The sequence below is a fragment of the Pseudomonas sp. EB271-G4-1 genome, assembly GCF_058791355.1.
Genome location: NZ_JBYTEO010000021.1, coordinates 12,178 through 37,642 on the forward strand (window position 1 = coordinate 12,178; position 25,465 = coordinate 37,642).

The window sequence follows — 25,465 nt, forward strand, 5'->3', positions numbered from 1 at the left end:
AGAGTGCAGAGGCGCCCAGCCAAGACTGGGCGCCATTTGACTCAGCCGGTGTGGTGACGCTTTGCAAGGCGGTAGACGGATGTATTGATCCCTTCGAAGCGCGCCTTCAACTGCAGCGCCAGATACAGCGAATAATGCCGTGATTGATGCAGGTTGCCGCCGTGGAACCAGAGGTTCTCCTGCTGGGTTGGCTTCCACATGTTCCGCAGTTCGCCCTCGTAGGGGCCAGGATCATTCGTGGTTCCGGAACCCAAGCCCCAGCAACGACCGACCTTGTCAGCGACTTCCTGGGAAATCAGCTTCGCCGCCCAACCATTCATTGAGCCATAGCCCGTGGCGTAGACGATCAGATCGGCCGGTAGCCGGCTGCCATCGTTGAGCACGACGGCATCCGCTTCGATGCGTTCGACACCCAGGCCAGGCGCGCTCTTGAGCTTGATCGTGCCGTTGGCGATCAGTTCAGAGGCGCCGACGTCGATGTAGTAACCAGAACCACGGCGTACGTACTTCATGAAAAGCCCGGACTCATCGTCACCGAAATCGAGCATGAAGCCGGCCTTGGCCAAGCGCTCGTAGAAGTCCTTGTCACGCTCCTTGATCGCGTCAAAGACGGGTTGATGAAAGCTTGGCATGACCTTGTAGGGGATCGAGGCGAACAGCATGTCAGCCTTGTCCGTGGTCAAACCCGATTCCACGGCGTCTTCAGAGTAGAGCCCGCCGAACACGAGCTCCATCAAACTGTCGGAACGCACGATGTGGGTGCTGGAGCGCTGCACCATGGTCACCTCGGCGCCGTTCTCCACCAGGTCGGCGCAGATGTCGTGAGCCGAATTGTTCGCACCGATGACCACCGCACGCTTGCCGCGCCAGGCGTCTCCGCCGGGATGGCGGCTGGAATGATGCTGCTGGCCTTTGAATGCCTCGGCACCCGGATAACTGGGCACATTGGGTACGCCAGACATGCCGGTGGCGAGGATCAACTGGGTCGGCTGCAAAGTCAGACGCTCGCCATCGCGCTGCACTTCAACCTTCCAGGTGGCACTTTGTTCGTCAAAGCTGGCGCTCACGCATTCTGTGCGCGGCCAATAATTGAGCTCCATGACTTTGGTGTACATTTCCAGCCAGTCGCCAATCTGGTCTTTCGGGGTGAAGACCGGCCAGTGATCGGGGAAGGGCAGGTAGGGCATGTGGTCGTACCAGACCGGGTCGTGCAAACACAGCGACTTGTAGCGACCGCGCCACTGATCGCCAGGCCGTTCGGCCTTGTCGACGATCAGGGTTGGCACGCCCATTCGCTTGAGCCGCGCTGCGAGCCCCAGCCCGCCCTGGCCGCCGCCCACGATCAGGCAGTACGGTTGGCTGGTGATGCCGAGCGCGGCTTCTTCATCACGACGGCGCTCCAGCCAGTTGCGTTTGTCGGCATGGGCGTGACCATGACTGGCCCCCATTGGGCGACGGCGGCCGCTGGGTTCTTCATAACCCTTGAGCTCACGCATGGTCGTCAGCAGCGTCCAGCACAAGCCTTCCTTCAAGCGCACGTAGCCTTTACCTCGCGCCGCGTCGGTTTCCAGGCTGATCCAGCCTTCGAGCACACCGTTGTTCAGCGTCGCCTCACCTTCCAGTATCCATCGCCCGGGATGAGTCTGGTCGAGGCGCGTTTCGAGCATATCCCGGATGGCAGGCTTGCCTTCCAAGGTCACCAGGTTCCAGCTGAAAAGTAGCAGGTCCCGCCAGTGACACTCCTCGGCAAACAGTTCCAGCGTGCCGTCCAGATCACGTTGGGCGAGGCGCTCGCCGAGGGTTTCGACCCAGGTCGCGAGCTGGGCAGTTGGCGTTTGCAGGGGTGTTTCGACAGCGATGTTCATGGAGCCTCTCCCGATCTTGTTGTTTTGGTAACGACCAGTCCTAGAGCAAGGCGCGGGCCATCTTCACGAAAGCGTTGTTGCAGAGCGGCTGGCGTAATATTGCCCAGGCCTTGATCAGGATTCATGTCACGAATTCGGGAATGGCGGATGACAGAGTGTCACGCGGCGCAAAAAACGCTCGTTGCCGTCTTTTCATATAAGCTGCGAATAGACCCGTGTCCTGACCGTAGCGGAGAACAACAACAATGAAGCCGGCTTTGATCAACGCCCATGCACAACAAGTGCTACAAGCTGTGCAGGGCACTGTCGCCAGCCACAGTCCCGTTGCTGACCTGGCCATCACGCGATCCTGGCGCCGATGCCTGGATCAGTATCAGCTCGATCCCGCCAGCCGCCGCGCACCTAATGTGGTTGAACAAGCACGCTTGCAGGATCACCGAGCGCCTCTGGAACACATTATTGCCGTGGCGCACTGGCAGATGAACAGTTTGCACCAACAGCTCGGGCGGGACGGCCACGTGGTACTGCTCACCGATGCTCGCGGTGTGGCGATCGACAGTGTGTTCAACGAATCGGAACGCGCCGATGCCCAGCGCTCCGGGCTGTGGCTCGGCTCGGTGTGGAGTGAGGATTGTGAGGGCACCAACGGTGTCGGCACCTGCCTGGTCGAGCGCCAACATGTGACCATCCGTCGAGATGAGCATTTCCGTGGCAAACACGTCGGCCTGACCTGTTCGGCCAGCCCGATATTCGATGCCGGTGGAGAGTTGCTTGCCGTGCTCAACCTCTCTTCTGCAAGGGATGACCACAGTCTTCAGCAACACTTCCAGGCCATGGCATTGACCAACCTGTCAGCCAAGTTGATCGAGAACTGTTTTTTCCTGGGGCATGATCCGCAACGATACTTGCTGCGCTTCCATCCTGAGGCCGGCTTCGTTGGGCTGCTGGGTGAAGGACTGCTCAGTTTCGACGAGGGCGCCCGTATCTGTTCCGTCAATCAAGCGGCGCTGGATCTGCTGGGCCTCAGCCGTGATCAAGTGATCGGGCAATCTCTGACGATGCTGCTGGAAACACCTATCGATCAGGTGATGAGTCAGGCCAGCGCCCAACCGAGTGTCTGTTGGCCAATGCGGCTGGTGGACGGGCGCCTGCTCTACGGACAGCTGCGAGAACCCCTGCGCCAGGTGCCTTTGGTCACTCCTGCTGTCCCCAAGATCAACGATGTGCGCGTGTGCCTCGAAGACCCGCGCCTGCAACGCGGCTTTGCTCGCGCATTGCGTGTTTTGGAACGTGACGTTCCGGTGTTCCTGCAGGGCGAAACCGGTACCGGCAAAGAAGCCTTTGCGGCGGCGCTGCATCGCGCCAGCGCCAGGGCGAGCCAGCCGTTTGTGGCGATCAATTGTGCGGCCATTCCAGAAACGCTGATCGAGAGCGAACTGTTCGGCTATCGCGGCGGCAGCTTCACCGGTGCACGCAAGGACGGGATGATCGGTAAGCTGGAACAGGCCCATGGCGGCATTCTATTTCTCGATGAGATCGCCGATATGCCACTGGCGTTACAGACTCGCCTGCTGCGGGTGCTGGAGGAGCGTGAAGTGGTGCCGCTAGGTAGCGCGACGGCGCGTCCCCTCGACGTACGCCTTATCAGTGCCAGCCACCAGGATCTGCTGACCTGTGTGGCCGAAGGGCGCTTTCGCGAAGATCTGTTTTATCGCATCGCCGGATTCGCCGTGCAGCTCCCGCCGTTGCGCGAACGATCAGACAAAGGCAGTGTGCTCGACCTGCTGCTACGCGAAGAGACGAAAGGTGCAAGGATTCGGCTGGAGGCGGGCGTCAGGGAACGCTTGCTGAAACAACCGTGGCCGGGCAATGTCCGGCAGCTGCGTACGTGTTTGCGCACACTGGTAGCGTTGGCGTTGGAGGGACGTGTCACCCTGGACGACTTGGCAGAGTTGCTGCCGGAACCGCCAGCGACCGCCGCGCTGGCTGAAGATCCGCTTGGGGTATCCGAACGGCAGACGCTGCTGACGCTGATTGAGGCAGAACACTGGCATATCGCCCATGTTGCCGCACGCCTGGGGATTAGCCGCAATACGCTCTATCGCAAACTGCGTCAGCACGGTATTTCACGGCCCGGTTGAACCGGGCGCGCTCATGCTGTTCAGAACACCTTGATCGGTACGTTGGCGTCATTGATTTTGCCTTCGGTCTTTGCAGAATCGGTACGCGCGCTGATCAGCATCTATGTCGTGCCCTTGCACAAAGCGGATAGCGATAAGCGCAAAGCGGATATTGCCACGCTCACCGTCTCAATACCTTCCACTTGCATCCTGCGTGACGGTGCTTTACATGGCGCGCAACAATGCTGACGCCACGCCTTGCCTCGTTCATAACAACAATAAGAGCACACTGATCCTGAGCTTCACCTGGACGTTGCTGTGAGTGACCTGGAGACAAGTATGAGCAATAAAATTCTGGCGCGATTGGCCTTGGTTGCCGCTGGCAGCGCGGTGTTGCTGCTCGCTGCCGGCAATGGCCTGCACCTGATATATGCCGGCATCATCGACCTGTTGCTGCTGGCAGCGGCGGTGCTTTATCACCGTCAGCCAGTGCGGGTGGTTGAAGTGCTTGTACAGCAGGAGCCGGAACCGATGATTTGCAACGCGCCGGTCCCGCTTGTGTCGTTGCCTGTGGCCGAGCCCGCTTGGCCGGGGGCTCAAGTAAAGGTGGCACTTGAACACCTGACCCGAGTGGTGCTGCAAACTGAAGAAGACATGCGCTTCGCCAACCAGTTGGCGCGAGGCGCGGGCGAGCGGGTACAGGCCAGTGCGGTGAGCATGCAGTCTTCGGCTGCGGTGCTTGGGGACCTGGATCAGTATCTGCAGCGCCTGGACCAGGTCTTCGACGAACTGGGCAGCCAGTCGGTACGCATCGGTGCGATTGTCGGCAGCATCCAGGACATCGCCCGACAGACCAACCTGCTGGCACTCAATGCCGCGATCGAGGCCGCGCGGGCCGGTGATCATGGCCGCGGTTTTGCAGTGGTGGCGGACGAGGTCCGTAATCTGTCGCGCCAGGCAGCGGACTCCAGTGCGCAAATCCGGCAGATCGCCACAGGCCTGGAAAAGTCGGCCCAAGATGCCCGTCAGGGGCTTGAACAGCTTACCGATTCAACGCGCCTGGGGCTGGACAAGGCCGAGGTCGCCTTGCAATCGATGGGGGAGTTGCGCAGTGGTGCGGTGGCCAGGCTGGAAGTGGTCGAGCGCGTCATGCAGCGTTTGGCCAGTTTGCACGAGTTGGCACTGCAGGCAACCCGGATAGCGGCCTGAACAGGCTGACTCTTCTTCCCAGTTCGACCCAGGGCCACAACGTCGAGATGACGTTCAGTTCAGCCTGCGTCCGGCCGCCAGCGAACAAGCAACCCATCGCAGCCATGTTGCCGGACACGCTTGAAGTCGTCCGGCAACATGGCTGCGTGGCCACGCAAACTCGATCCGTTATCGAATCAGCGGCACGCCACTGAGCGCTTGCAAGTCTTCAAAGCTGATATCGGCGACGATCTCCCGCACCTTCAAGCCTTGCGCAGTCACGTCCAGAATAGCCAGGTCGGTATAAATCCGAGTCACGCAGCCAATGCCGGTCAGCGGGTAAGTGCATTGCGGCACCAATTTGCTTTCGCCAGTCTTGGTCAGGTGATCCATCATGACGAACACCTGGCGTGCGCCTGTCGCGAGGTCCATTGCGCCACCCACTGCGGGAATGGAACCTTCGGCACCGGTGTGCCAGTTGGCAAGGTCGCCGTTGACCGAAACCTGGAAGGCGCCAAGCACGGCAATATCGATGTGCCCACCGCGCATCATCGAAAACGAATCGGCGTGGTGAAAGTAGGCCCCACCGGGCAGCAGCGTCACATGCTGTTTGCCCGCGTTGATCAGGTCATCGTCTTCCTCGCCCGGCGCAGGACTCGGGCCCATGCCCAGTACACCGTTTTCACTGTGCAGGAACACTTCCTTGTCACCCAGGTAGTTGGCCACCAGCGTGGGCACGCCAATGCCCAGGTTCACGTAAGAGCCTTCGAGAATATCGTCGGCCACACGTTGGGCCATTTCGCTACGCGATAGTTTTTTCATGACAGTCATGGCGGGCCTCAGTTGACGTTGGCATTCGAGATAGGGGCGAGCGGCACTGCTACCACGCGCTGAACGAAGATCCCCGGGGTGACAATGTGTTCGGGGTCCAGCTCTCCCAACTCGACGATCCGGTTGACCTGGGCGATTGTCGTTTTCGCTGCCATCGCCATGATCGGTCCAAAATTACGCGCGGCTTTGCGATAGGTGAGGTTGCCCCAGCGATCGCCCTTTTCGGCCTTGATCAATGCGACATCAGCGTGCAACGGCATTTCCAGCACATAATTGCGACCGTCGATTACTCGGGTTTCCTTGCCTTCGGCCAGCAACGTGCCATATCCGGTTGGCGAATAAAACGCACCGATTCCAGAGCCTGCCGCACGGATACGTTCGGCCAGATTGCCTTGCGGCACCACCTCAAGCTGTACTTTTCCCGCCAGGTAGAGTTCGTCGAATACATAGGAATCGGATTGGCGCGGAAACGAACAGATGACCTTGGCAACGCGCCCGGCCTTGAGCAAGGCGGCCAGGCCGATTTCACCATTGCCGGCATTGTTGCTGATGATGGTCAGATCGCGAGCACCCGAAGCGATGACGCCATCTACCAACTCCGACGGCATCCCGGCAGTACCGAAGCCACCCACCATGATGACCGAACCATCGGCAATACCGTCCAGTGCAGCAGCGACGGATTCAAATGTTTTATTGATCAAGGCTTACTCCTGTTTTCAAGTTGGCCGAACAGAATGCTCTGACGCCAAACCGCATGAATTCATGGTTACTGCAACGATGTGCATAGGGTGCCAAACAATGGGCGCAGGCGGGTGTCCTGGCAGGAGATGTCGTGCGATTAGCGAACGAAACCGTAACCCGAAGGCTTCGCTTAGAACTTTGAGCTGTGCAGCGGTGTCCAGACCCTTACATCTACCGCGCCGATGGCCCGAATCACCTATTCGCCATATCCACGGTTTGAGTGGACTGCCCACTCTCAACTCGCTGGCGAGTGCTGGCGTTGCACATTGAATAAGGCTGTAGCGCGAGGGGAGCTGGCTTGGAATATATCGATCTTGTGCAATGGCCCGCTATGGTGGTCACGGTGATCTCGGCCTGGTTCGTCGGTTCCCAACGACCACGCCGACGGATGATCGCGTTTTGGGGGTTCATCGCGAGCAATGCGTTGTGGGTTGTCTGGGGTCTTCACTCGCACGCTTATGCGTTGATCGTACTTGAGTGTGTGCTTCTAGGGATGAACGCCCGGGGTTTCAGAAAGAATCTCAAAGATTCGAGGGTATCCCGGGATCCTGATGCTACGGGCCTCTAGAGTTCTTTTTGAACCCACGGAGATTCATCAGGAACAGGCAAATCTGTAACACGATAAGCGCATGAGCTTGCGCATAAATGCCCCAAATCACCCATAGCACGTTACTCAAGCTGAACAATACGAACCCGGTCATTCGCCTTCTTGGGCGCTGAGATCCGATCAGCCACGCCGCAAGTACCGTGACGAACATAGCGGGCCATTGAACCCAATCAAGATTGTCCAAATGCTCCACCTTCATGGCGAAGGTACTGATCGCGGTTGCGAACAACTCGGCCTGAGTAAGCTAGGGCGTAAAGCCCTAGCAAATACCAGGATGTCACTTTTTCTTTTTCGTCGACTTTTCTGCTTTCTCTGATTTCTTGGCCTTTTCTGGCTTGCTATCAGCTTTTTTTGCAGATTTCTTTGGTTCGGCATCTTTTTTCTTGTCTTTCTTTTCGGAAGACTTCGAAAGAGCCGAGGCCGCAGCTGATTTCTTCGCCGGTGATGCCTTTTTGTCTTTCAAATCCTTGCTTGCTTTCGAAGCGTCACCTTTGCTTTTCTTCTCGTCTTTAGCCACGTCGATCACCTCTCGGAGCATGCCGTTATTGGCACATTGCCTGTGCAATTCATCACAAGCTGATCATTAGGCGGGCACGTCCCAAAGCGGTTCAAATTAATTTAATACGGAGGGTTCCGCTTTGGCGATGACTCCTGCCACGCGCCTATGTTTTCGTTACCCCAGGCACATCCATGTTTATCTTGCGCCATGCGGCTTCGGAGAAGCTGTAGGCCGAAAAGGCAATTAACCCCAAAGCCATCACCATCAGAATCAAACCGCCAACCGGTAGGTTCTGCAGAGCATCGAGCGCTTCCTTCATGCCAGGTGGATCCGTGGCCTGATAACGGGAGCCGCTGATTGCCAGGAGCAGGGCGATCTCAAGAAACACCACGCCGCGAGCCATGAGTCCGAAACGAGCCACCGGACGGACGTATCGCATCACGTCCTCATCAGCCTCAAAATACTTCTCGAACGACGCTTTCCATCCTTTGATGATGTGAGCAATTCCTACGCCTAATGGAACGAGCGCCATGAGGTAGACGACCACGTTTGAGTGATCCCAGGACAAAAGATGCGCCAGTAGATCCTTCGTCTCCCCACCTCCGGCATTACCTGAGCTTCTGACGCCGCTAATGAGCAGCCCTAATGCAAAAAACGCAAGAGCACCATTGAGTAAACCGCCCGCCAACAAACCCGCACGAATCACCAGCCCCTTTAGTTTCGTACCGTGATGATCGACGTCGCGAATGGCTTGCAGCACTCGCCACCCTGCGAAGGCCAGTAGTCCCGCCACCACTAGCCCAACCAGGACATATCCAAATGGCTGGCTCAATAACGCTTCAAGGCTTTTGTGGCTGTCCTTCGGTTTTGTTGAGTCTTGAGCCGCCAGCAGCGCGAAGATACCAATGATCAGATACAGAACGCCGCGAGCGGCATATCCGCCCCGAGCGAGGACGACAAGGGTGTGTTGAGCGGACATTCGATTATTTCCGTGGACGTGTACAAGAGCAGACCTATCGCTTCGGCAAGGGTTCGATAAAGGTCGAGTTCTTCAGTCACTCAGAACGGACGCTCTGTAGTGGGCAACTAATCCCGGACACGACGTTAAGTTTTTTCTCGGCCTTAGCTGGAGCCAGTCCGTTGTTGAGTTGGTGCGGTCTAATCCACTGCAATGTTTCAGATAAAGGGGCAACTGCGTTACGGAACACTGCAAAGTCCGATGCTTTTGCCGCCACGCAAACGTAAATGAGGCGTTGCCAATCAGCTACCGAAGAATTTGGAAATTGGCCGTTGACTTGCCGTCGGCGCCCGGCTAATTTCCGAGCATGACTTTCATCGTATTGCGCTGCCAGCCAAGCATTATTACCGCCATTCCTCATTTGGCGGGCTAGCTCACGACTGCAGCACCCAACCCGCCCTGGAGGCGGGTTTTCATTTTCTGTCTCGGGGCTCTGATCAATGTCAGGAGACGATCATGCCCAGTACGCTCGCCCAACACACCCTACTTGAGCAGTACGTCAAAAAGATCCTCGCCGCGCCGGTTTACGAACTGGCCGTGCATACGCCCCTGCAGCCGGCACCTGCATTATCGTTGGCATTGGGTAACCAGATCCTGCTCAAGCGCGAAGATCTTCAACCGACCTTTTCCTTCAAGATCCGAGGCGCCTACAACAAACTGGTCAACTTGAGCGCGGCGCAAAAGAAGCGCGGAGTGATCACCGCTTCAGCGGGTAATCATGCCCAGGGTGTGGCATTGGCAGCACGGCAACTTGGCATCGACGCCATGATTGTCATGCCCACCACGACGCCAGAGTTGAAGGTGTCAGGAGTCCGTAGTCGTGGCGCCCAGGCACTGCTGCACGGCGAAAGCTTTCCGTTTGCCTTGTCTCATGCACTAGAACTGGCAAGCCAAACCGGCAAAACTTTTGTTTCGCCTTTCGATGATCCAGATGTCATTGCCGGGCAGGGCACGGTCGCCATGGAAATACTGCGTCAGCATCAAGGGGGGCTGGATGCCATCTTTGTTCCGGTGGGCGGTGGCGGTTTGATCGCCGGCATCGCGGCTTACGTTAAATACTTGCGGCCAGAGGTGCGCATCATTGGCGTCGAGTCGGAACATTCAGCCTGTTTGAATGCAGCCCTCCAGGCCGATGATCGAGTGGTGCTGCCAAGTGTGGGCACCTTTGCCGATGGTGTTGCGGTCGCGCAGATCGGCGCCCACGGCTTTGAGGTGTGCAGGTTTTGCGTCGATGAGGTACTGACTGTCAGTAACGATGAGCTTTGCATCGCGATGAAGAATATCTACGACGATACACGCTCTATCACAGAGCCTTCTGGCGCTCTGGCCGTTGCTGGCATCAAGAAATACGTTGCGCGAACGGGTGTGCGGGATCAGACACTGATTGCCATCGACTCCGGCGCCAATATCAATTTCGACTCTTTACGGCATGTGGCCGAACGCGCTGCATTGAGTGAGGCATCAGCGTAATGGTGGATTCCAGGGCGGGTTAATCCGGCCATGGGTCATTGCTCCCACTGTTCCAGGAGGATGGAGACGAATTTTTCCGCTGCAGGGGAGAGGGAGGCACCTCGTCGGTAAACCAGTCCCAACGATCGGTTCACAACAGGCTCGATCAAAGGGATGCTCACCAACGTTGGATGATCCACTGCAGGCATTGCCAGGCTCGGCATTGCCGAAACACCTAATCCAGCTTCTACCAGACCCAGCGATGTAGACAGGTGTTGCACCTCATAAAACCACTGCGGGCGCCAGCTCAAGCCCGACAAAGCGTGGTCAAGCAACATTCGGTTGCCGCTCAGGCGACCGACCCCGATCAGGCGGTAATTGCTGAGTTCAGACCAGGTGACGGCGCTTCGTTTGGCCAACTCATGATCGCGTCGACATGCCAGGACAAAAGGCTCGTTGACCAACGGCACGAACTCTATGTCCGGGTGCTGGCCGCTCATCATGTTGATGCCAAAGTCGGCTTCGCCACGCAGGACAGCCTCCAGCCCTTCGTTCGCACTCAGGTCAAGCAAGCGAATGCGAATTTGTGGATAGCGCTCGTTGTAGAGACGGATGACCGATGGCAGAAAGTAGAAGGCTGCGGTGGGGATGCAGGCCAGGGTTACCCGGCCGCTTTGGCGCTCCGCCAGCTCCCGGATGTTGAGTATCGAGTCGTCGAAGTCATCCAGTAAGCGTCGTGCCTTGGGCAGGAAGTCTCGACCGACACTGGTGAGGCTTACCCGTCTTGTCGTGCGATCGAGAAGCGCTGTTCCCAATCCTTCTTCTAGCTTTTTCATCCTGCGACTCAACGCCGGTTGAGAGAGATGCAAGGCATCGGCTGCTTCGTGGAAACTGCCAAGTTCTGCGATCTTCACGAAAGATCGGATGTCATTGAGCTCATAATTCACTTTTTTTATCCCCTCAGAGGAGCGTTGGTCAGCCCAGTCATCCTAGATTTATCATTCGTCAAACGCAATAATCAGGCTGATATTTGCATTGGAAACAATTTTGAAAGCCTGCGACTCTTGCTCACAAGACATCAATAACCCCCATTGATCAACAAGAGTCAGTATTCATGCAACGAATTCCCTGTGTGCTAATGCGCGGTGGTACTTCCAAGGGCCCGGTGTTTCTCGCCTGGGATTTACCTGTTGCGATCGCAGAGCGTGATGAACTGCTGCTGAACCTTATGGGTTCTGGACATGAGCTGGAAATTGACGGTATCGGTGGCGGTAGCCCACAAACCAGCAAGGTGGCGATCGTCAGCCCGTCGCTGCATCCTGATGCGGATGTCGACTATCTGTTCGTTCAGGTCATGGTCTCCCAGCGTCGAGTCGACACCGCGCCCAATTGCGGCAACATGCTCTGCGCCGTTGGCCCATTCGCCATCGAGCAAGGGCTGGTCAAAGCCGGCAAAGACCTGACCCGTGTGCGTATTCGCAACCTCAATACCGGGACTTTTGTGAACGCCGAGGTTCAGACCCCCGGTGGCACGGTCAGCTATGAAGGCGACACCGCCATCGATGGTGTGCCGGGTACCGCCGCGCCCGTGCAACTGACGTTCCTGGATGCTGCGGGCAGCAAGACCGGTAAACTTTTCCCGACAGGGCGAACGCAGGACCTGATCGACGGTATCGCAGTGACCTGCATCGACATGGCAATGCCGATGATGATCGTCGAAGCTGGCCAAATGGGTAAACAGGGTGATGAAAGCCCTGCTGAACTGGATGCCGATAAAGAGTTCCTGCGTCGCCTGGAGTCCTTGCGACTGCAAGCCGGCCTGGCAATGGGCCTGGGTGATGTCAGCGATAAAGTGATTCCCAAGCCCGTGCTGGTATCTCCGGCCAAGGCTGGCGGCACAATCCAGGTGCGCTACTTCATGCCCCACAACTGCCACCGGGCCTTGGCGATCACCGGTTCCATCGGCCTGGCCACCGCTTGCGTCACGCCAGGCAGTGTGGTCGCGCATTTGCTTGGCGGGGTAAGCGAGCCACGCTTGAAGCAAGTACGCATTGAACATCCAAGTGGTGGAATAGATGTCGTATTGTCCTACACCGGCGATCAGGGTGAGACCATTCGCGCCTCGGTGGTACGTACAGCGCGCCGACTGTTCTCCGGTTTTGTCTACGCCGCGGCTTCCCAACGACTCGCCGGATAATTCCCCCCAGTCATTGCCGTTTTTGCATCAGCACAATTCTAAAAATGGGTGATGCCATGAAAGTTGTAAAATCGCTCTACTTCCAGATCCTCCTCGCCGTGCTGTTGGGCGTACTCGTCGGACATTTTTGGTCGCAACAGGCCATTGCCTTGAAACCGCTGGGTGATGCCTTCATCAAGCTGATCAAGATGATGATCGCTCCGGTGGTGTTCTGCACCATCGTCACCGGCATCGCCGGCATGAGCGACAAACGCTCCCTCGGCCGCCTGTTGAGCAAGACCATGCTGCTGTTCCTGGCGCTGACCGTGATCAGTTTGATCATCGGCCTGGTGTCGGTCTACCTGTTCAAGCCCGGTGTGGGCATGAACATTGACCCTACCCAGTTGAGCACCAAGGGCCTGTCGCAGTACACCGATTCTGCCGCGAAGCTGGGAGTGGTCGAGTTTTTCATGCACATCATCCCGGACACGTTCATCGGGGCTTTCAATAAAGGTGAAGTACTGCCGGTGTTGTTCATCGCAGTGCTTAGCGGTTTTGCACTCTCGGCGATCGGCGAGCGTGGCAAGCCGGTACTGGATGTACTGGAATCCGCCTCGCACATGGTGTTCAAGATCTTCTCCTACCTGATGCGCTTCGCTCCGATCGGTGCGTTCGGCGCTTTGGCGTTCACCGTAGGCCAGTACGGTATTACATCGCTGGGCTCGTTAGCCAAGTTGATCATGACGTTGTACATCGCCTGCGCGTTCTTCGTCTTTGTGGTGCTGGGGAGCATTTGCCGGGCCAATGGTTTCAGCCTCTGGAAGCTGCTGCGCTACTTCCGTGAAGAATTCCTGGTGGTGTTGGGGACTTCTTCCACTGAACCTGTAATGCCGCGGATGCTGGAAAAGCTGCAAGCCCTGGGTTGCAAGAAAGGTGTGGTGGGGTTGGTGCTGCCAACGGGTTACTCGTTCAACCTCGACGGTACGGCGATTTACCTCTCGCTGGCAGCAGTGTTCATTGCCCAAGCCTGCAACATCGAACTGAGCATGACCCAGACCGTGACCATGCTGGCGATCATGCTCTTGTCCTCCAAGGGGGCCGCAGGTGTCACCGGCGCCGGTTTTGTCGCGCTGGCTTCGACACTCACCGTGATCCATGATATTCCCCTGGCCGGCCTCGCCCTGCTGATCGGTATCGACCGCTTCATGTCGGAAGCCCGGGCATTGACCAGTCTGGCGAGCAACGCGGTGGCTACCGTGGTGATGTCCATCTCGGAGAACGCCTGCGACCGCGAGACCTTGATGCGCACCCTGGACGGCACACCTTTGCCCGCGGTGGCCTCTACCCAAGTCCAGACGCCGGACTGGGACGGCCTGAAGGTCACGGAACACGTCTAACCGGTCACGGCTGAATCGAGCCCCCTTCAATACTTCAATTAACACCCCCCGCCAGGTACCGTTGATCGTGCCATCTGGCGGGCACGGGGTCGTGCGTCTGTGCGTCTGTGCGTCGGCCACGCTACTCATAAGAACAAGAGAACTTAACTATGCTCGCATTGCTTGGCTTGGCCATGGTGGTGGTCTTCACAGTCCTGATAATGACCAAACGGTTGTCGCCGATTGTCGCCCTGACAGTGGTGCCGATTGTGTTTGCCGTCATTGGCGGTTTTGGGGGCACTACCGGCAAGATGATGCTCGACGGCTTGAAAATGGTCGCACCTTCGGCCGCGCTCCTGCTGTTCGCGATCTTGTTTTTTGGCTTGATGATCGACGCCGGCCTGTTTGACCCACTGATTCGCAAGATCCTCAAGCGCGTCAACGGCGACCCGATGAAAATCGCGGTCGGCACAGCGTTGTTGTCGCTGCTGGTAGCTCTGGACGGTGATGGCACCACCACCTACATGATTACCTGTGCGGCAATGCTTCCCCTGTACAAACGTATCGGGATGAATCCAATGATCCTGGCGACCATTGCCATGCTATCTCTGAGCATCATGAGTGGCATGACCCCTTGGGGAGGGCCCGCGACCCGAGCGATCGCGGCGCTGGGCCTGGATGCCGGCGCCTACTTCGTTCCCTTGCTGCCGACCATGATCGGCGGTGCAATGTGGGTGGTCTTCACTGCCTTCCTGCTGGGCCGTGCCGAGCGCAAGCGTATCGGTAATATCCAACTGGAAAGCGGCGGCGGTGATTGCTACATCAAGGCGATTCTTGAAGACACTCCGCACAAGCGCCCGAAGCTGGCCTACGTCAACCTGCTGTTGGTGATCGTGGTGATGGTAGCGCTGGTGATGGGGATCATGCATTCCGCGATCCTGTTCCTGATCGGATTCGTACTGGCGCTGATGATCAACTATCCGCAACTGGATATTCAGAAGGAACGCATCCTTGCCCATTCGGGCAACGCGATGACAGTCGTACTCCTGGTGTTTGCCGCCGGTATCTTTGCCGGGATTTTTTCCGGCACCAAGATGGTCGACTCGCTGGCGCAAACCCTGGTTGACTGGATTCCACCGTCTTGGGGGCATCTGTTCCCACTGGTAGTGGCGATTACCAGCATGCCGCTGACCTTCGTCCTGTCCAACGATGCTTACTATTTCGGTGTGGTGCCCATCCTGGCGAATGCCGCTGCGGCGTATGGCATTGATCCGGTGGAGATCGCCCGCGCATCGATTCTCGGCCAGCCAGTACACCTGATGAGTCCGTTGGTAGCTTCAACCCTGTTGCTGGTGGGAATGGTTGATCGCGATATCGGCGACTTCCAGAAAGCCACCGTCAAATGGGCGGTGCTCACTTCCCTGGTGATTACCGCGCTAGCGCTGTTGACCGGGGCGATCAGTCTCTTCACCTGATTCCCCCAACACCACTTGCTTTTTCCCGACGCGCCTCGCCAGTGAGGCGCGCGCTGTCCTGCACTCCAAAAAAACAACAATGAGTAGCTTGTCATGACCACTTTGCACACCCAACGGGCGCTATTTCCACTTCTTTGTTTGATGCCGCTGGCCAGTGCCAGTGCGCAAGGATTTATCGATGACAGCAAGCTCAAGCTGCAATTGCGTAATGTCTATTTCAATGAAAATTTCCGCGACGAGCATGGTTTGAGTGCCAAATCGGCAAGGACGGCGAAGAGCGAGCGAACCGAGTGGGCCCAGGGATTCCTGTTGGATTACCAGTCAGGGTTTACCCCCGGCACCATCGGGTTTGGTGTGGATGCCCTTGGCCTGCTCGGGGTCAAGCTTGACTCCGGCCGGGGCCGTAGCGGCACTGGCTTGTTGCCTGTCCATGATGACGGACGTGCGGCTGACGAGTTTTCAAGCCTGGGCATGACCGCCAAGGCCCAATTGGCGAAGACCACGGTCAAATACGGCACCTTGTTACCCAAGACTCCGGTGCTGATCTACAACGATGCGCGACTATTGCCGCAAACGTTCCAGGGCACACATATCAGTAGCGTCGACATCGACAACCTCACCCTCACCGGGGGCTACCTGGATCGATTCAAACAGCGTGATTCCACCGACAGCATGCCGATTGTGCCCGACGGTTATGGCGGTGATAAATCAGGCGACTTCAGCTACGCAGGGGCCGAGTACAAGCTGGGGAAAACCATTCGCTTGAGTTACTTCTACGGCGAGCTGGAAAATTTCTACCGTCAGAATTTTGCGGGTATCCAGCACGATCTTCCGTTGGGCGGCGGCGTGCTGACCAGTGATTTGCGCTACTTCAACAGTGTTGATACCGGTTCTGCCTACAGCGGCAAGATCGACAACAACATGCTGAGCGGGCAACTGTCCTACGCCATCTCCGGCCATACCTTCGGTGGCGGATACCAGACCCTGAGTGGTGATGCTGGTTTGCCCTTTATCAGTGGCGCTACGGTTTACTCGTTCAGCAACGCCGGGATAGGCAAGTTCGTCGAGGAAGATGAAAAAACCTGGATGCTCAATTACGGCTATAACTTTGCTGCCGTTGGTGTGCCGGGCCTGACGTTCTCCACCCGCTATTTGAGCGGCAACGACGGTAAATCCAACACCACGGTAAAAGAGTGGGAGCGTGATGCCGAACTGGCTTACGTCGTACAGCAAGGCACCTTCAAAGGCCTGGGTGTGCGGTTGCGTAACTACGTTTACCGTTCGGATTATTCCCGTGGCCGAGACAGCAACCGGGTCTACTTTACCTACGACATCGTTCTTTGGTGATCCCCTGATCGCGGCCTCGCGCACCCGAGATGTTGTTTGCTCTGGTTTTAGGTTTGGGCACCGTGGAGCAGGGCTCTGGAAAGGATAGGTAGGTTGTTGGCCTGCATTGAGACGAAGAGGACTCAATGCAGGCCAGGGCGCGATATCTATTCAGCGCAAAGCCCTGAATTCCGCCGAAACCTATCTTTGATCAAGCGTTGACTGGCACTGCTTTTTGCCTGCGATACAGGATCGTCGTCGCTGTGAACCCACACACCGCAGCAAACATCAGCCAGTAGGCGGGCGACGCCTTGTCTCCTGTTGCCTGTACCAGGATTGTTGAGATGGCGGGTGTAAAACCGCCAAACACAGCCGTTGCCAAACTGAATGCCAGTGAAAATCCTACGACTCGTACGTTCTGCGGCATTACCTCGGTCAATGCCGCAACCATCGCGCCGTTGTAAATGCCAAAGAAAAAAGAGAAGTACAGCAGCACGGCGAGCAGTCGTTCGAAGCTTGCCGCCGCGGCCAGCCAATGCATGGCGGGATAGGCGGTGAAGATGCACAGCAAGCTGACCGCCAGCAACAAGGGGCGGCGACCAATGCGATCAGAGATCGTACCGCCGATGGGTAGCCAGATGAAGTTGCTCAGGCCGACGAAGAGCGTGACCACCAGACTGTCGCTGGTGCTCAGGTTCAGTACAGACCGGCCAAAAGTCGGGGTGTAGACGGTAATGAGATAGAACGTGGTGGTGGTCATCGACGCTAACAGACCACCAGCCAGTACCGTGCGCCAGTTGTCGCGCATCGAGCGAAAGACTTCACTGGCACTTGGGTGATGGCTGCGCGCTTTGAAAGCATCGGTTTCCTGAAGCGAGCGGCGAATGATGAAGATGAACGGGATAATCAGGCAACCAATGAAGAATGGGATACGCCAGCCCCAGGCTGCAACGTCCGCAGCGTCCATGGACGCGTTAATCGCATAACCCAACGAAGCCGCAAGAATGATTGCCACTTGTTGGCTGGCCGACTGCCAACTGGTAAAGAAACCCCGGCGTCCGGGCGTGGCGATTTCAGCCAGGTACACGGAAACACCCCCCATTTCCGCACCCGCGGAGAATCCCTGCAACAGTCGCCCGAGCAACACCAATATCGGCGCTGCGATGCCTATGCTGGCGTAGCCGGGTACCAAGGCGATCAATACTGTTCCGGCAGCCATGATCGACAGCGTCACGATCAGTCCCTTGCGCCGTCCCACCTTGTCGATGTACGCCCCCAGCACGATAGCGCCCAACGGACGCATCAGGAACCCCGAGCCGAATACGGCGAAGGTCATCATCAGCGAAGCAAACTCGCTGGTGGCAGGGAAGAAAGTCTGCGAGATGTAGGTCGCGTAGAACCCGAACAGAAAGAAGTCGAACTGTTCGAGAAAATTGCCGCTGGTGACACGCAGGATGGCGCCCAGTTTCGACCCCTTGGATCGGGTGTCTTGAGTTGTTGTTTTCATCATGGCTACCGTGGTGATCAATATTGTTTTTGGAATAGATGGCTCAACGATCAGTCGCTTCCAGCGTTGATCGGGTTCGGTTGGCGTTTTTCGATGGAGTATTTGAGCAGCGCGGCGCTGCGGAAAATGCCATGGGCGAATTTGCTGTAGGGCATGGTCAGGAAAAACGCCATGACCAGGCCGAGATGGATCGCCAGCAGCAGGCCCAGGGCAGTGGTGTCGCGAAACGCGAGAAGTGCGAGGCCGCTGGCGCTAACTAGAAACAGCAGCGCGATAAAGCCGCGATCCATGGGTTTCTGATTCTCGTCGCCGTGCTCGGGGTGGCGACGCAGATTCAGCCACAACAGGCCTGCGGGGCCGATCAGCAGGCCGAGTCCACCGGTGATACCCAGCATTACCGGCAAGCTCAGGACGGGGTAGGGCGCCGACCAGTCCAACAGGAAATGGTAGAGCGTGGCGACACCGGTGGCGGCGAAGCACAGCATGAAGCCGTAGAAGGTGAAGTGGTGGAAGCGCCGCCGCCACTGGGTGAATTGATCATCGGCGTTATTGCAGCCCTCGCCATGACCCCCGTCCAGGTATTTGAGTTGGGCGACGTTGGCCGTGGCCTCCAGCACAGCGGCTGTCTTTTCCTGGCGGGGCGCATCCGCCGGTGAAACGTTGCGCCAGAAGCGTCGCACGCCAATCGTCAAAGCCAGTACCGCGAAGCCGAAGACCGCACCGAACATCAGTGCCAGGGTGTTATGCGGGAAGATCCCGTAGAAATTTCCCCCGGGCATTGCGGTAAACAGATTGCCCATCGCCAACAACGTGAGGCAGAGAAACAGCGCGAGCCCTGCACCGGATGCCAGCGCCAAAGTCAGTCCGTTGCGCCGGTACAACTTGCCCATCACCTGTGGCCAGGCGTACTCGGCGTAAGTGTCGAGGCGGACCTTGGCCATGGCCTTGGGCACATTGATTTCGAACTCGTGAGGGGCAGCGTACTGACAGGCATGCAGGCACGCACCGCAGTTATGGCAAAGGTTCGCCAGGTAATGGATATCTGCCTGAGAAAACTCCAGACGCCTTGTCATGGCCGGGAATACAGCGCAGAAGCCCTCGCAATAACGACAGGCATTGCAAACGGTCATTTGGCGCTGGACTTCACTTTCTTCAAGGTTGAGTACCGGTATCAATTGACCCGGTGCCTGGGGATCAAACAGCTGCATGTTGGGGCTCCGTGAATGAAGGGGTAAGGAAGCCGGCCGCAGCCGCGGCTTGCACACCGGCGATGCGACCGAATGCGGTACCGATGGCCATGCCGATGCCGGCGGTATAGCCCTTGCCCAATACGTTGCCCGCCATCATTTCTCCTGCAACAAACAGGTTGGGGCTAGGCTTGTCGTTGAAGTGAACGGCGGCGGTTTCGTCGGTAGCGAGACCTAAATAGGTGAATGTCACGCCGGGCTTGAGTGGGTAGGCGCAGAACGGTGGCTTTACCAGCGGGCGGGCCCAATGGGTTTTGGCGGGCGCCAAACCCTCGGTGTGGCAATCGTCCAGTGCGGTGTGGTCGAACGTGCCGACGCGGCAGGCCGCGTTGTATTGCTCGATGGTTTTGACGAATTGGGTAACGGGAAGCTTCAACTGGCGGGCCAGATCTTCCAACGAGTTGGCTTTAGTGCCCGGAAACACAGGCGGCATGAACCGGCCGAGGGCTTGTTGGTCGATGATCGAGTAAGCCTGTTGGCCGGGTTGACCCGCGACCAGGCGCCCCCAGATCGCATACCGCTTGGGCCAGAAGTCTTCGCCCTCGTCATAGAAGCGTTCACCGTCGCGATTAACCACCACGCCCAGCGATACGCAATCGATACGGGTACAGATACCACCGTCATACAGGGGCGCACGGGCGTCGATGGCCACCATGTGCGCTTGCGTCGGGTCGCCAATGAAATCGGCGCCCAGGGCCTGCATGCGCCGAAGCAGTACGCCGGTATTGAAACGCGTCCCGCGAATCAGAAAGTTGTCTGAAGGCCATTCTCCGCGCTCGTTTTGACCCCAGGCTTCGCGGAGCCATTCGCGGTTGGATTCGAATCCGCCAGCGGCCAGAACGCAGGCCTTGGCCTGGATACGCTCGGCGGGAAAACGCTGACCATCGACCTCACGTTCACCGATGTACGCCGCGACGAACTCTCCACCCTTCAACTCAATGTCAGTGACTTGTGCGTTGTAGCGGATCTTGACGCCCAGCTGCTCGGCGCTGCGGAAGTAGGCATTAACCAACGCTTTGCCGCCGCCCATGAAAAACGCATTGGTGCGCGCAACATGTAGGGCTCCAGACAACGACGGCTGAAAATGCACACCATGGGAGCGCATCCAGTCACGGCAGTTCGACGAGGCGCGGATGACAATACGAGCAAGCTTTTCGTTGGTAATCCCACCGGTGACTTTCAGCAGATCCTGCCAATATTCTTCTTCGGGATAGGCATCGACCAACACATCTTGCGGTGCGTCGTGCATGCAGCGCAGGTTTCGGGTGTGTTGCGAGTTGCCGCCGCGCCAGATTTTTGGTGCACCTTCCAGCAACATGACGCTAGCGCCGGCCTCTCGAGCCATCAACGCTGCACACAAGGCAGCATTGCCACCGCCAATTACTAATACGTCGATCATCATCACTCCTCAATCGCAAGGAGGCATGAACGAAGTGCTCCTCGCGAGTGGGGAGAAGGTAGTGCTGTCAGCTTATTGTCGAAAGGCGCGAAATGAGTTGGGGTGTTTAGTTTTCGTAAAGGCTTTGCCGGTTGGCGCTCACCGTAAAGCCGGGGTAGGGGGCATAGAGATCATGGCGCGACGTCTTCGATCCACGAAGCGCCCGGCCACTGATGATCAATCACCAACTGTCGCGCGACATCAGTGATGACCAGCCGCGCCGCCAGGGCTGCGGGAGCCAGTTCATCATCAGGCAGTGTCGCCAACAGGTTTCGTCGACCCACGTGAGCATCGGAAATTTCCACCACGGAAAGTCCCGACTCGCCTTTAAGCGCCGCCGCCGCTCCGGGCTGGATGGTGGCGGCATGACCTGCGCGTACGGCGTTCATCAATACGGCAAGACCATCCACTTCCATGATGATGTTGGGCGCCAATCCCGAACGTTCAAACGCAACCATCAGCGTAGAACGCAAACCGTGTTGCACACTCGGCATCACCAGTGGAAGTTGACCCAGATCCGCCAGTTGCACGCTGGTTCCTTGGGGGGCGTGGAGCAGGTGAGGTGAGCTGATGACAAATAGTTTCTCGTCGAGCAGCGGCGTCACGCTCCAGCGCTTACCCCCTTCGAGTTGAAACAGAATGGCCAGGTCGATCTGGCGAGCATTGAGTTGCGTGGCCAAATGCCCGGACAGCATCTCGACCAGGTGCAATTGAATATCCGGGTAGCGCTCTCGCATCGCGTTGATCAATGGCAGGGCGAGAACAGTGGCAGTCGTGGGCGCCATTCCGACGGTGACTTACCCACTCATTCGCCCACGGTGAGCCGCCATGATCGCATTGTCGGCCTGCCGCAAACACAGCTGGGCATGGTGCAGGAACGCCATACCGGAGCTGGTCGGTGTGACGCCAGTGGTGGTGCGATTAAGGAGGCGGGTTGACAGTTCACTTTCAAGTTTCGCGATCTGTTGGCTAAGGGCTGATACGCCCACGTCCAGTTCAAGCGCTGCGCGTCCCAGGCTGCCGTGTTCGAGGATTTTTACGAAATAACGCAGTTGTCTTAATTCCAAGCGTTGCTGCTCCACGTCAATTTGTTGTTGGAATGCCTACGTCTGAAGACTACCTATGGCAGCATTCCGGGCAGTAGTGCACTTCCTCCCGGCCGTGAGCCCACTTCTTCCTCCATGTGAAGGGAAGGCCGCATGCCAGGCATGCTTTGACAGGCGTTCACTCTTTTTCAGAATGACTCACCTTCATCTAGTTTCGCGAGCAAAAATTGGCCACGTTGCCATAGCGCCTGCTGCCTGGATTCAGGCATGCGATCAAGGTTCTTATAAATCATGCTCATGCGCTGATTGCCACGCAGAAGGTCACCGTGACGCATCAGGAAATGCCAGTAGAGCGAGTTGAAAGGGCAAGCGTCGTGCGTCGTACTTTCACTGACTTTGTAAGCGCAGTTACGGCAGTAGTCAGACATTCGCTTTATATATTGGCCACTGGCGCAATAAGGCTTGGAGCCCACGTAACCGCCATCGGCGTGCATGACCATCCCCAACGTATTCGGCAGTTCAACCCAGTCGAACGCGTCCATGTATATCGCCAGGTACCAGTCGCAAATCTGGCTCGGCGCGATGCCGGCCAGCAGCGCAAAGTTGCCGGTCACCATCAGGCGCTGGATATGATGGGCATAGGCGTGTTTCAAACTTTGACCGATCGCCTGGCTCATGCAGTTCATCTTCGTAGCGCCCGTCCAATAGAACTCCGGAAGCGGCCTGCTGTTGCCAAACAGATTACCGCTGGCGTACTCGGGCATTTTCAGCCAGTAGACCCCTCGCACGTATTCACGCCAGCCGATGAGTTGGCGGATAAAGCCTTCGGCAGCGTTCAGCGGAATCCTGTGCGCCCAGTAAGCAGCTTCCACGTCATTGCACAATTCACGCAGATCCAGCAGGCCAATATTGAGTGCAGCGCTGATCCGCGCGTGAAACAGGAAGGGCTCATCACTGGCCATCGCATCTTGGTAGTCGCCGAAGGCTGCCAGGCCCCAATCGAGGAAATAGTCCCATAACGCCTGGGCATCGGCGTGGGTTACCGGGTAGTCAAAGGTGTCGAGGACGCCATAGTGGCTGGAGAAGTTCTTTACGACCAGCGCCAGCACTTCCTGGGTAATCGCATCTGCCGAAAAGCGCACGGGCGAGGGGGGGCGCACGCCTTTGGGTAATGCCTTGCGGTTTTCCGCATCAAAGTTCCAGGAGCCGCCGACCGGGCTGCCGTCGCCATTGAGCAACAGGCCACTCTTGCGCCGCATCTCTCGGTAGAAGAACTCCATGCGCAGTTGTTTTTTATCTTTGGCCCAGGACGAAAATTCGGCGCGGCTGCAGAGAAAACGGCTATCGCTATGCCATTGGATCGCTAAGCCGCAGTCCTTGAGCGACTGCTCCAAGCGCCAGTCACCACACTCAGTCAGGTGCAGTTCCTCTGCGTGCAGCAGCGTCTGCCAGCGGCGCAATTCGCCCGGCACCGTTCCGCTATTCTGTGGGTCATCAAGGGTGACGTACTGCACTCGGATGCCACGCTGCTTCAACGCTTCGGCAAAATGGCGCATGGCGCTGAAGATCAGGGTGATTTTTTGCGGGTGATGGGGCACATGGCTGGCTTCCTCCATTACCTCCACCAGCAAAACCGTATCCTGCTCCGCATCCAGCCCTTTCAATGAGGCCAGGTCGAAGGACAACTGGTCGCCCAAGACCAGGTATAGTCGGTGAGTCTTGTTCATTTGACAGGATCCAGCGTAAGTGTGACTTACCAAGGCGCAGCCAGGGAGAAAGGAATGCGCAACGGCTCGATGGGACCCTCACGTGAGCCGCACATCTCGTCATGGACACACTGCTGCACAAGCACGCATGGAAATGGCGGGACAAGCTGCATTAACTCACGCAGGTGATTGATGGAACGAAGGTGCATAGGCTTCGCTACATCGTCCAGTAAAGTTAACTTCACGCTCAGGGTACAGCGTCAGTGGCCGATGCTCTTTATTGTACAGATGGTATGGTCGCGTATAGGTATTGCATAACATAGGCCGCATTGGGTAAAAAATTGATGCTGACAAAACAAGACTTTGCACAAGGCTGCAAGGCTGAATCATCGTGCTAATGCCGACGAGAAATTGCTGATCGCGTGTACGACTTGGCGAGCACTGTCCTGAATATCCAGGATCACTTGTCCAGCCTCACCGGCTAATTTGACGCCTTGTTCTGCCTTGTCTTTACTCGCCTCCATCCTGGTCACTGCCCCCTTGGCCAATTCACGATTGTGTTGCACCACCTCGACAATCTTGATGGTGGCTTGGCTTGTGCGCGAAGCGAGATTGCGCACTTCGTCGGCGACCACCGCAAAACCACGACCCTGCTCTCCGGCACGAGCCGCTTCGATGGCTGCGTTAAGTGCGAGAAGATTCGTTTGTTCGGCGATGCCACGGATGGTCTGCACGATGCTGCTGATGACTTCCGACTGCTGACTGACAGCATTGATACCTTCGGCTGCGTGATTCAATTCGCCAGCCAGGCTTTGCATGACATCCACTGTCTCCTGCACCACTCGTGCTCCTTCGCGCGCTGTACCGTCGGTTTTCAATGAAGTCTCATAGGCCATGCGCGCGGCTCGTGACTCAGCTTCCTGCTGGAGCACCTGAGCAGTGATATCGCTCGCAAACTTGACGAATTTGTAAAGGCTGCCGTTGGCGTCGAAAACCGGATTGTAAGTCGCACGTAACCAGACGGTGTGTCCCTGGTTGTTGAGGCGCTTGAAGTTACCGGAGAAAAATTCGCCTTGATTCAAGCGCTCCCAGAACTGTCGGTACTCGTTGGATTCACTTTCGCTATGCTCACAGAACAGACGATGGTGCTTGCCAATAATCTCATCCAGGCGGTAACCCATCACTGCAAGGAAGTTTTCGTTGGCGCTGATCACTTCTCCCTGCCGGTTGAACTCAATGGTTGCCATGGAACGGTTAATCGCCTTGATTTGGCTCTCCTGCTCTTGTTCCTTCTGTACCCGGGCAGTGACATCAGTCGCAATCTTGACGACCTTGATCACCCGTCCGGATATGTCGCGAACTGGGTTATAAGTGGCCCCCAGCCAGATCTCACGCCCTTGTTTGTCCAGGCGCAGGAAGTTGTCGTTTATGACCTCACCCTTGCTCAGGCGCGACCAAAAATCTTGATAAGCGGGGCTGTTGGCGTATGTCGGCGTACAGAATAAGCGGTGATGCCGGGATTGAATTTCCTCAAGGCGATAGCCCATTAGTCTCAGGAAATTGGTATTGGCGTCGAGGACAGTGCCATCAGGTTGGAACTCAATCAGAGCCATGGAGCCACCCAGTGCAGCGAGGGTGGCTTCGCAGTCGGCCAAGCGCTGCTGGCTGATGGCCAGTTCTTTTTTGATTTGCGAGTTGAACATATGTACCTCAGTGGTATGGACTGCTTGGCACTTTCATTAAACGCAATACTTATACATAGCGATAGAGATTGTACAAGTAAATCCGTGGTTAAACACGAGGTACGCACGTTGATCGCGAATCACGCATTGATCGGGTAGGGGATTGCG

19 protein-coding genes and 5 pseudogenes are annotated in these 25,465 nt (G+C 57.2%); 8 read left to right on the plus strand and 16 right to left on the minus strand.

What is annotated here, in order from left to right:
- Positions 1–41 precede the first annotated feature (41 nt).
- On the minus strand, positions 42–1,865 hold the full coding sequence (locus AC3WWR_RS12520) for an NAD(P)/FAD-dependent oxidoreductase (protein ID WP_492598735.1): 1,824 nt from the start codon (positions 1,863–1,865) through the stop codon (positions 42–44).
- Between the two features lie 245 nt (positions 1,866–2,110).
- Here AC3WWR_RS12520 and AC3WWR_RS12525 point away from each other — a divergent pair, with 245 nt between their 5' ends.
- Together AC3WWR_RS12525 and AC3WWR_RS12530 are read left to right on the plus strand one after the other, a co-directional pair.
- Entirely contained in the window at positions 2,111–4,006 is a 1,896-nt protein-coding gene (locus AC3WWR_RS12525) for a sigma-54-dependent Fis family transcriptional regulator (RefSeq protein WP_083349073.1), read from the plus strand.
- 786 nt (positions 4,007–4,792) lie between these two features.
- Positions 4,793–5,194 (plus strand): annotated as a pseudogene (locus AC3WWR_RS12530) (methyl-accepting chemotaxis protein); the annotation flags it as partial.
- Positions 5,195–5,362: 168 nt separating this feature from the next.
- Here the strand turns inward: AC3WWR_RS12530 and AC3WWR_RS12535 are convergent.
- Positions 5,363–6,004, minus strand: a complete 642-nt coding sequence (locus AC3WWR_RS12535; RefSeq protein WP_020797475.1) for a 3-oxoacid CoA-transferase subunit B — start codon at positions 6,002–6,004, stop codon at positions 5,363–5,365.
- A gap of 8 nt (positions 6,005–6,012) precedes the next feature.
- Positions 6,013–6,705: a 3-oxoacid CoA-transferase subunit A gene (locus AC3WWR_RS12540; protein WP_033043344.1), complete on the minus strand. Its 693-nt coding sequence runs from the start codon at positions 6,703–6,705 to the stop codon at positions 6,013–6,015.
- A gap of 371 nt (positions 6,706–7,076) precedes the next feature.
- Here AC3WWR_RS12540 and AC3WWR_RS12545 point away from each other — a divergent pair, with 371 nt between their 5' ends.
- Positions 7,077–7,313, plus strand: coding sequence for a hypothetical protein (locus tag AC3WWR_RS12545; RefSeq protein ID WP_404821811.1), 237 nt, complete (start codon positions 7,077–7,079; stop codon positions 7,311–7,313).
- On the opposite strand, the gene AC3WWR_RS12550 is transcribed toward AC3WWR_RS12545, so the two are convergent.
- The 3 genes from AC3WWR_RS12550 to AC3WWR_RS12560 form a co-directional block, all read right to left on the minus strand.
- Positions 7,300–7,551 (minus strand): hypothetical protein, encoded by a 252-nt coding sequence (locus AC3WWR_RS12550; RefSeq protein ID WP_370628215.1) that lies wholly within the window; start codon positions 7,549–7,551, stop codon positions 7,300–7,302. The genes AC3WWR_RS12545 and AC3WWR_RS12550 overlap by 14 nt on opposite strands.
- Positions 7,552–7,629: 78 nt before the next feature.
- Positions 7,630–7,878 (minus strand): hypothetical protein, encoded by a 249-nt coding sequence (locus AC3WWR_RS12555; RefSeq protein ID WP_042955357.1) that lies wholly within the window; start codon positions 7,876–7,878, stop codon positions 7,630–7,632.
- A 136-nt stretch (positions 7,879–8,014) separates the two neighbouring features.
- Positions 8,015–8,830 (minus strand): DUF1206 domain-containing protein, encoded by an 816-nt coding sequence (locus tag AC3WWR_RS12560; protein WP_083349076.1) that lies wholly within the window; start codon positions 8,828–8,830, stop codon positions 8,015–8,017.
- Between the two features lie 495 nt (positions 8,831–9,325).
- Between AC3WWR_RS12560 and ilvA the strand changes: the two genes are divergently transcribed.
- Complete coding sequence (gene ilvA, locus AC3WWR_RS12565; protein WP_080725354.1) at positions 9,326–10,339, plus strand: threonine ammonia-lyase, biosynthetic; 1,014 nt, start codon at positions 9,326–9,328, stop codon at positions 10,337–10,339.
- Between the two features lie 35 nt (positions 10,340–10,374).
- Here the strand turns inward: ilvA and AC3WWR_RS12570 are convergent, their stop codons facing one another.
- Entirely contained in the window at positions 10,375–11,265 is an 891-nt protein-coding gene (locus tag AC3WWR_RS12570) for a LysR family transcriptional regulator (RefSeq protein WP_020797481.1), read from the minus strand.
- 167 nt (positions 11,266–11,432) lie between these two features.
- Between AC3WWR_RS12570 and AC3WWR_RS12575 the strand changes: the two genes are divergently transcribed.
- The 4 genes from AC3WWR_RS12575 (at position 11,433) to AC3WWR_RS12590 (ending at position 16,692) form a co-directional block, all read left to right on the plus strand.
- A complete protein-coding gene (locus tag AC3WWR_RS12575) occupies positions 11,433–12,515 on the plus strand; it encodes a 4-oxalomesaconate tautomerase (RefSeq protein ID WP_033043347.1) in 1,083 nt (360 codons plus the stop codon).
- 44 nt (positions 12,516–12,559) lie between these two features.
- Positions 12,560–13,891, plus strand: coding sequence for a C4-dicarboxylate transporter DctA (dctA, locus tag AC3WWR_RS12580; protein WP_033043348.1), 1,332 nt, complete (start codon positions 12,560–12,562; stop codon positions 13,889–13,891).
- 149 nt (positions 13,892–14,040) lie between these two features.
- On the plus strand, positions 14,041–15,345 hold the full coding sequence (locus tag AC3WWR_RS12585; RefSeq protein ID WP_020797484.1) for a CitMHS family transporter: 1,305 nt from the start codon (positions 14,041–14,043) through the stop codon (positions 15,343–15,345).
- A 93-nt stretch (positions 15,346–15,438) separates the two neighbouring features.
- Entirely contained in the window at positions 15,439–16,692 is a 1,254-nt protein-coding gene (locus tag AC3WWR_RS12590; protein WP_083349081.1) for an OprD family porin, read from the plus strand.
- A gap of 190 nt (positions 16,693–16,882) precedes the next feature.
- Here the strand turns inward: AC3WWR_RS12590 and AC3WWR_RS12595 are convergent, their stop codons facing one another.
- The 9 genes and pseudogenes from AC3WWR_RS12595 to AC3WWR_RS12635 form a co-directional block, all read right to left on the minus strand.
- A complete protein-coding gene (locus AC3WWR_RS12595) occupies positions 16,883–18,181 on the minus strand; it encodes an MFS transporter (protein WP_020797486.1) in 1,299 nt (432 codons plus the stop codon).
- A gap of 47 nt (positions 18,182–18,228) precedes the next feature.
- Entirely contained in the window at positions 18,229–19,386 is a 1,158-nt protein-coding gene (gene tcuB, locus AC3WWR_RS12600) for a tricarballylate utilization 4Fe-4S protein TcuB (RefSeq protein ID WP_020797487.1), read from the minus strand.
- Positions 19,373–20,824 carry an FAD-dependent tricarballylate dehydrogenase TcuA gene (gene tcuA, locus AC3WWR_RS12605; protein WP_020797488.1) on the minus strand — a complete coding sequence of 484 codons (1,452 nt, stop codon included), beginning with the start codon at positions 20,822–20,824 and terminating at the stop codon, positions 19,373–19,375. Before tcuA ends, tcuB begins: the two co-directional genes overlap by 14 nt.
- A gap of 170 nt (positions 20,825–20,994) precedes the next feature.
- Positions 20,995–21,930, minus strand: a pseudogene (locus tag AC3WWR_RS12610) (LysR family transcriptional regulator).
- A gap of 49 nt (positions 21,931–21,979) precedes the next feature.
- A pseudogene (locus AC3WWR_RS12615) lies at positions 21,980–22,101 on the minus strand (DUF2256 domain-containing protein).
- Complete coding sequence (locus AC3WWR_RS12620) at positions 22,098–23,636, minus strand: cryptochrome/photolyase family protein (RefSeq protein ID WP_492598736.1); 1,539 nt, start codon at positions 23,634–23,636, stop codon at positions 22,098–22,100. Before AC3WWR_RS12620 ends, AC3WWR_RS12615 begins: the two are co-directional and overlap by 4 nt.
- A gap of 26 nt (positions 23,637–23,662) precedes the next feature.
- Positions 23,663–23,857 (minus strand): annotated as a pseudogene (locus tag AC3WWR_RS12625) (DUF6482 family protein); the annotation flags it as partial.
- A gap of 144 nt (positions 23,858–24,001) precedes the next feature.
- A complete protein-coding gene (locus AC3WWR_RS12630) occupies positions 24,002–24,511 on the minus strand; it encodes a methyl-accepting chemotaxis protein (protein ID WP_371106610.1) in 510 nt (169 codons plus the stop codon).
- 33 nt (positions 24,512–24,544) lie between these two features.
- Positions 24,545–25,318: pseudogene (locus AC3WWR_RS12635) on the minus strand (PAS domain-containing protein); the annotation flags it as partial.
- Positions 25,319–25,465: the final 147 nt, after the last annotated feature.

Excerpts from the sequence above, each read along its gene's own strand:
- ilvA (WP_080725354.1), top strand. The coding sequence starts at position 9,326 with ATGCCCAGTACGCTCGCCCAACACACCCTACTTGAGCAGTACGTCAAA.
- AC3WWR_RS12590 (WP_083349081.1), top strand. The coding sequence starts at position 15,439 with ATGACCACTTTGCACACCCAACGGGCGCTATTTCCACTTCTTTGTTTG.
- tcuA (WP_020797488.1), bottom strand. The coding sequence starts at position 20,824 with ATGATCGACGTATTAGTAATTGGCGGTGGCAATGCTGCCTTGTGTGCA.
- AC3WWR_RS12630 (WP_371106610.1), bottom strand. The coding sequence starts at position 24,511 with ATGGCCTATGAGACTTCATTGAAAACCGACGGTACAGCGCGCGAAGGA.
- dctA (WP_033043348.1), top strand. The coding sequence starts at position 12,560 with ATGGGTGATGCCATGAAAGTTGTAAAATCGCTCTACTTCCAGATCCTC.
- AC3WWR_RS12535 (WP_020797475.1), bottom strand. The coding sequence starts at position 6,004 with ATGACTGTCATGAAAAAACTATCGCGTAGCGAAATGGCCCAACGTGTG.
- AC3WWR_RS12545 (WP_404821811.1), top strand. The coding sequence starts at position 7,077 with ATGGTGGTCACGGTGATCTCGGCCTGGTTCGTCGGTTCCCAACGACCA.
- AC3WWR_RS12520 (WP_492598735.1), bottom strand. The coding sequence starts at position 1,865 with ATGAACATCGCTGTCGAAACACCCCTGCAAACGCCAACTGCCCAGCTC.
- AC3WWR_RS12550 (WP_370628215.1), bottom strand. The coding sequence starts at position 7,551 with ATGAAGGTGGAGCATTTGGACAATCTTGATTGGGTTCAATGGCCCGCT.
- AC3WWR_RS12575 (WP_033043347.1), top strand. The coding sequence starts at position 11,433 with ATGCAACGAATTCCCTGTGTGCTAATGCGCGGTGGTACTTCCAAGGGC.
- AC3WWR_RS12620 (WP_492598736.1), bottom strand. The coding sequence starts at position 23,636 with ATGAACAAGACTCACCGACTATACCTGGTCTTGGGCGACCAGTTGTCC.
- tcuB (WP_020797487.1), bottom strand. The coding sequence starts at position 19,386 with ATGCAGCTGTTTGATCCCCAGGCACCGGGTCAATTGATACCGGTACTC.
- AC3WWR_RS12560 (WP_083349076.1), bottom strand. The coding sequence starts at position 8,830 with ATGTCCGCTCAACACACCCTTGTCGTCCTCGCTCGGGGCGGATATGCC.
- AC3WWR_RS12595 (WP_020797486.1), bottom strand. The coding sequence starts at position 18,181 with ATGATGAAAACAACAACTCAAGACACCCGATCCAAGGGGTCGAAACTG.
- AC3WWR_RS12525 (WP_083349073.1), top strand. The coding sequence starts at position 2,111 with ATGAAGCCGGCTTTGATCAACGCCCATGCACAACAAGTGCTACAAGCT.
- AC3WWR_RS12585 (WP_020797484.1), top strand. The coding sequence starts at position 14,041 with ATGCTCGCATTGCTTGGCTTGGCCATGGTGGTGGTCTTCACAGTCCTG.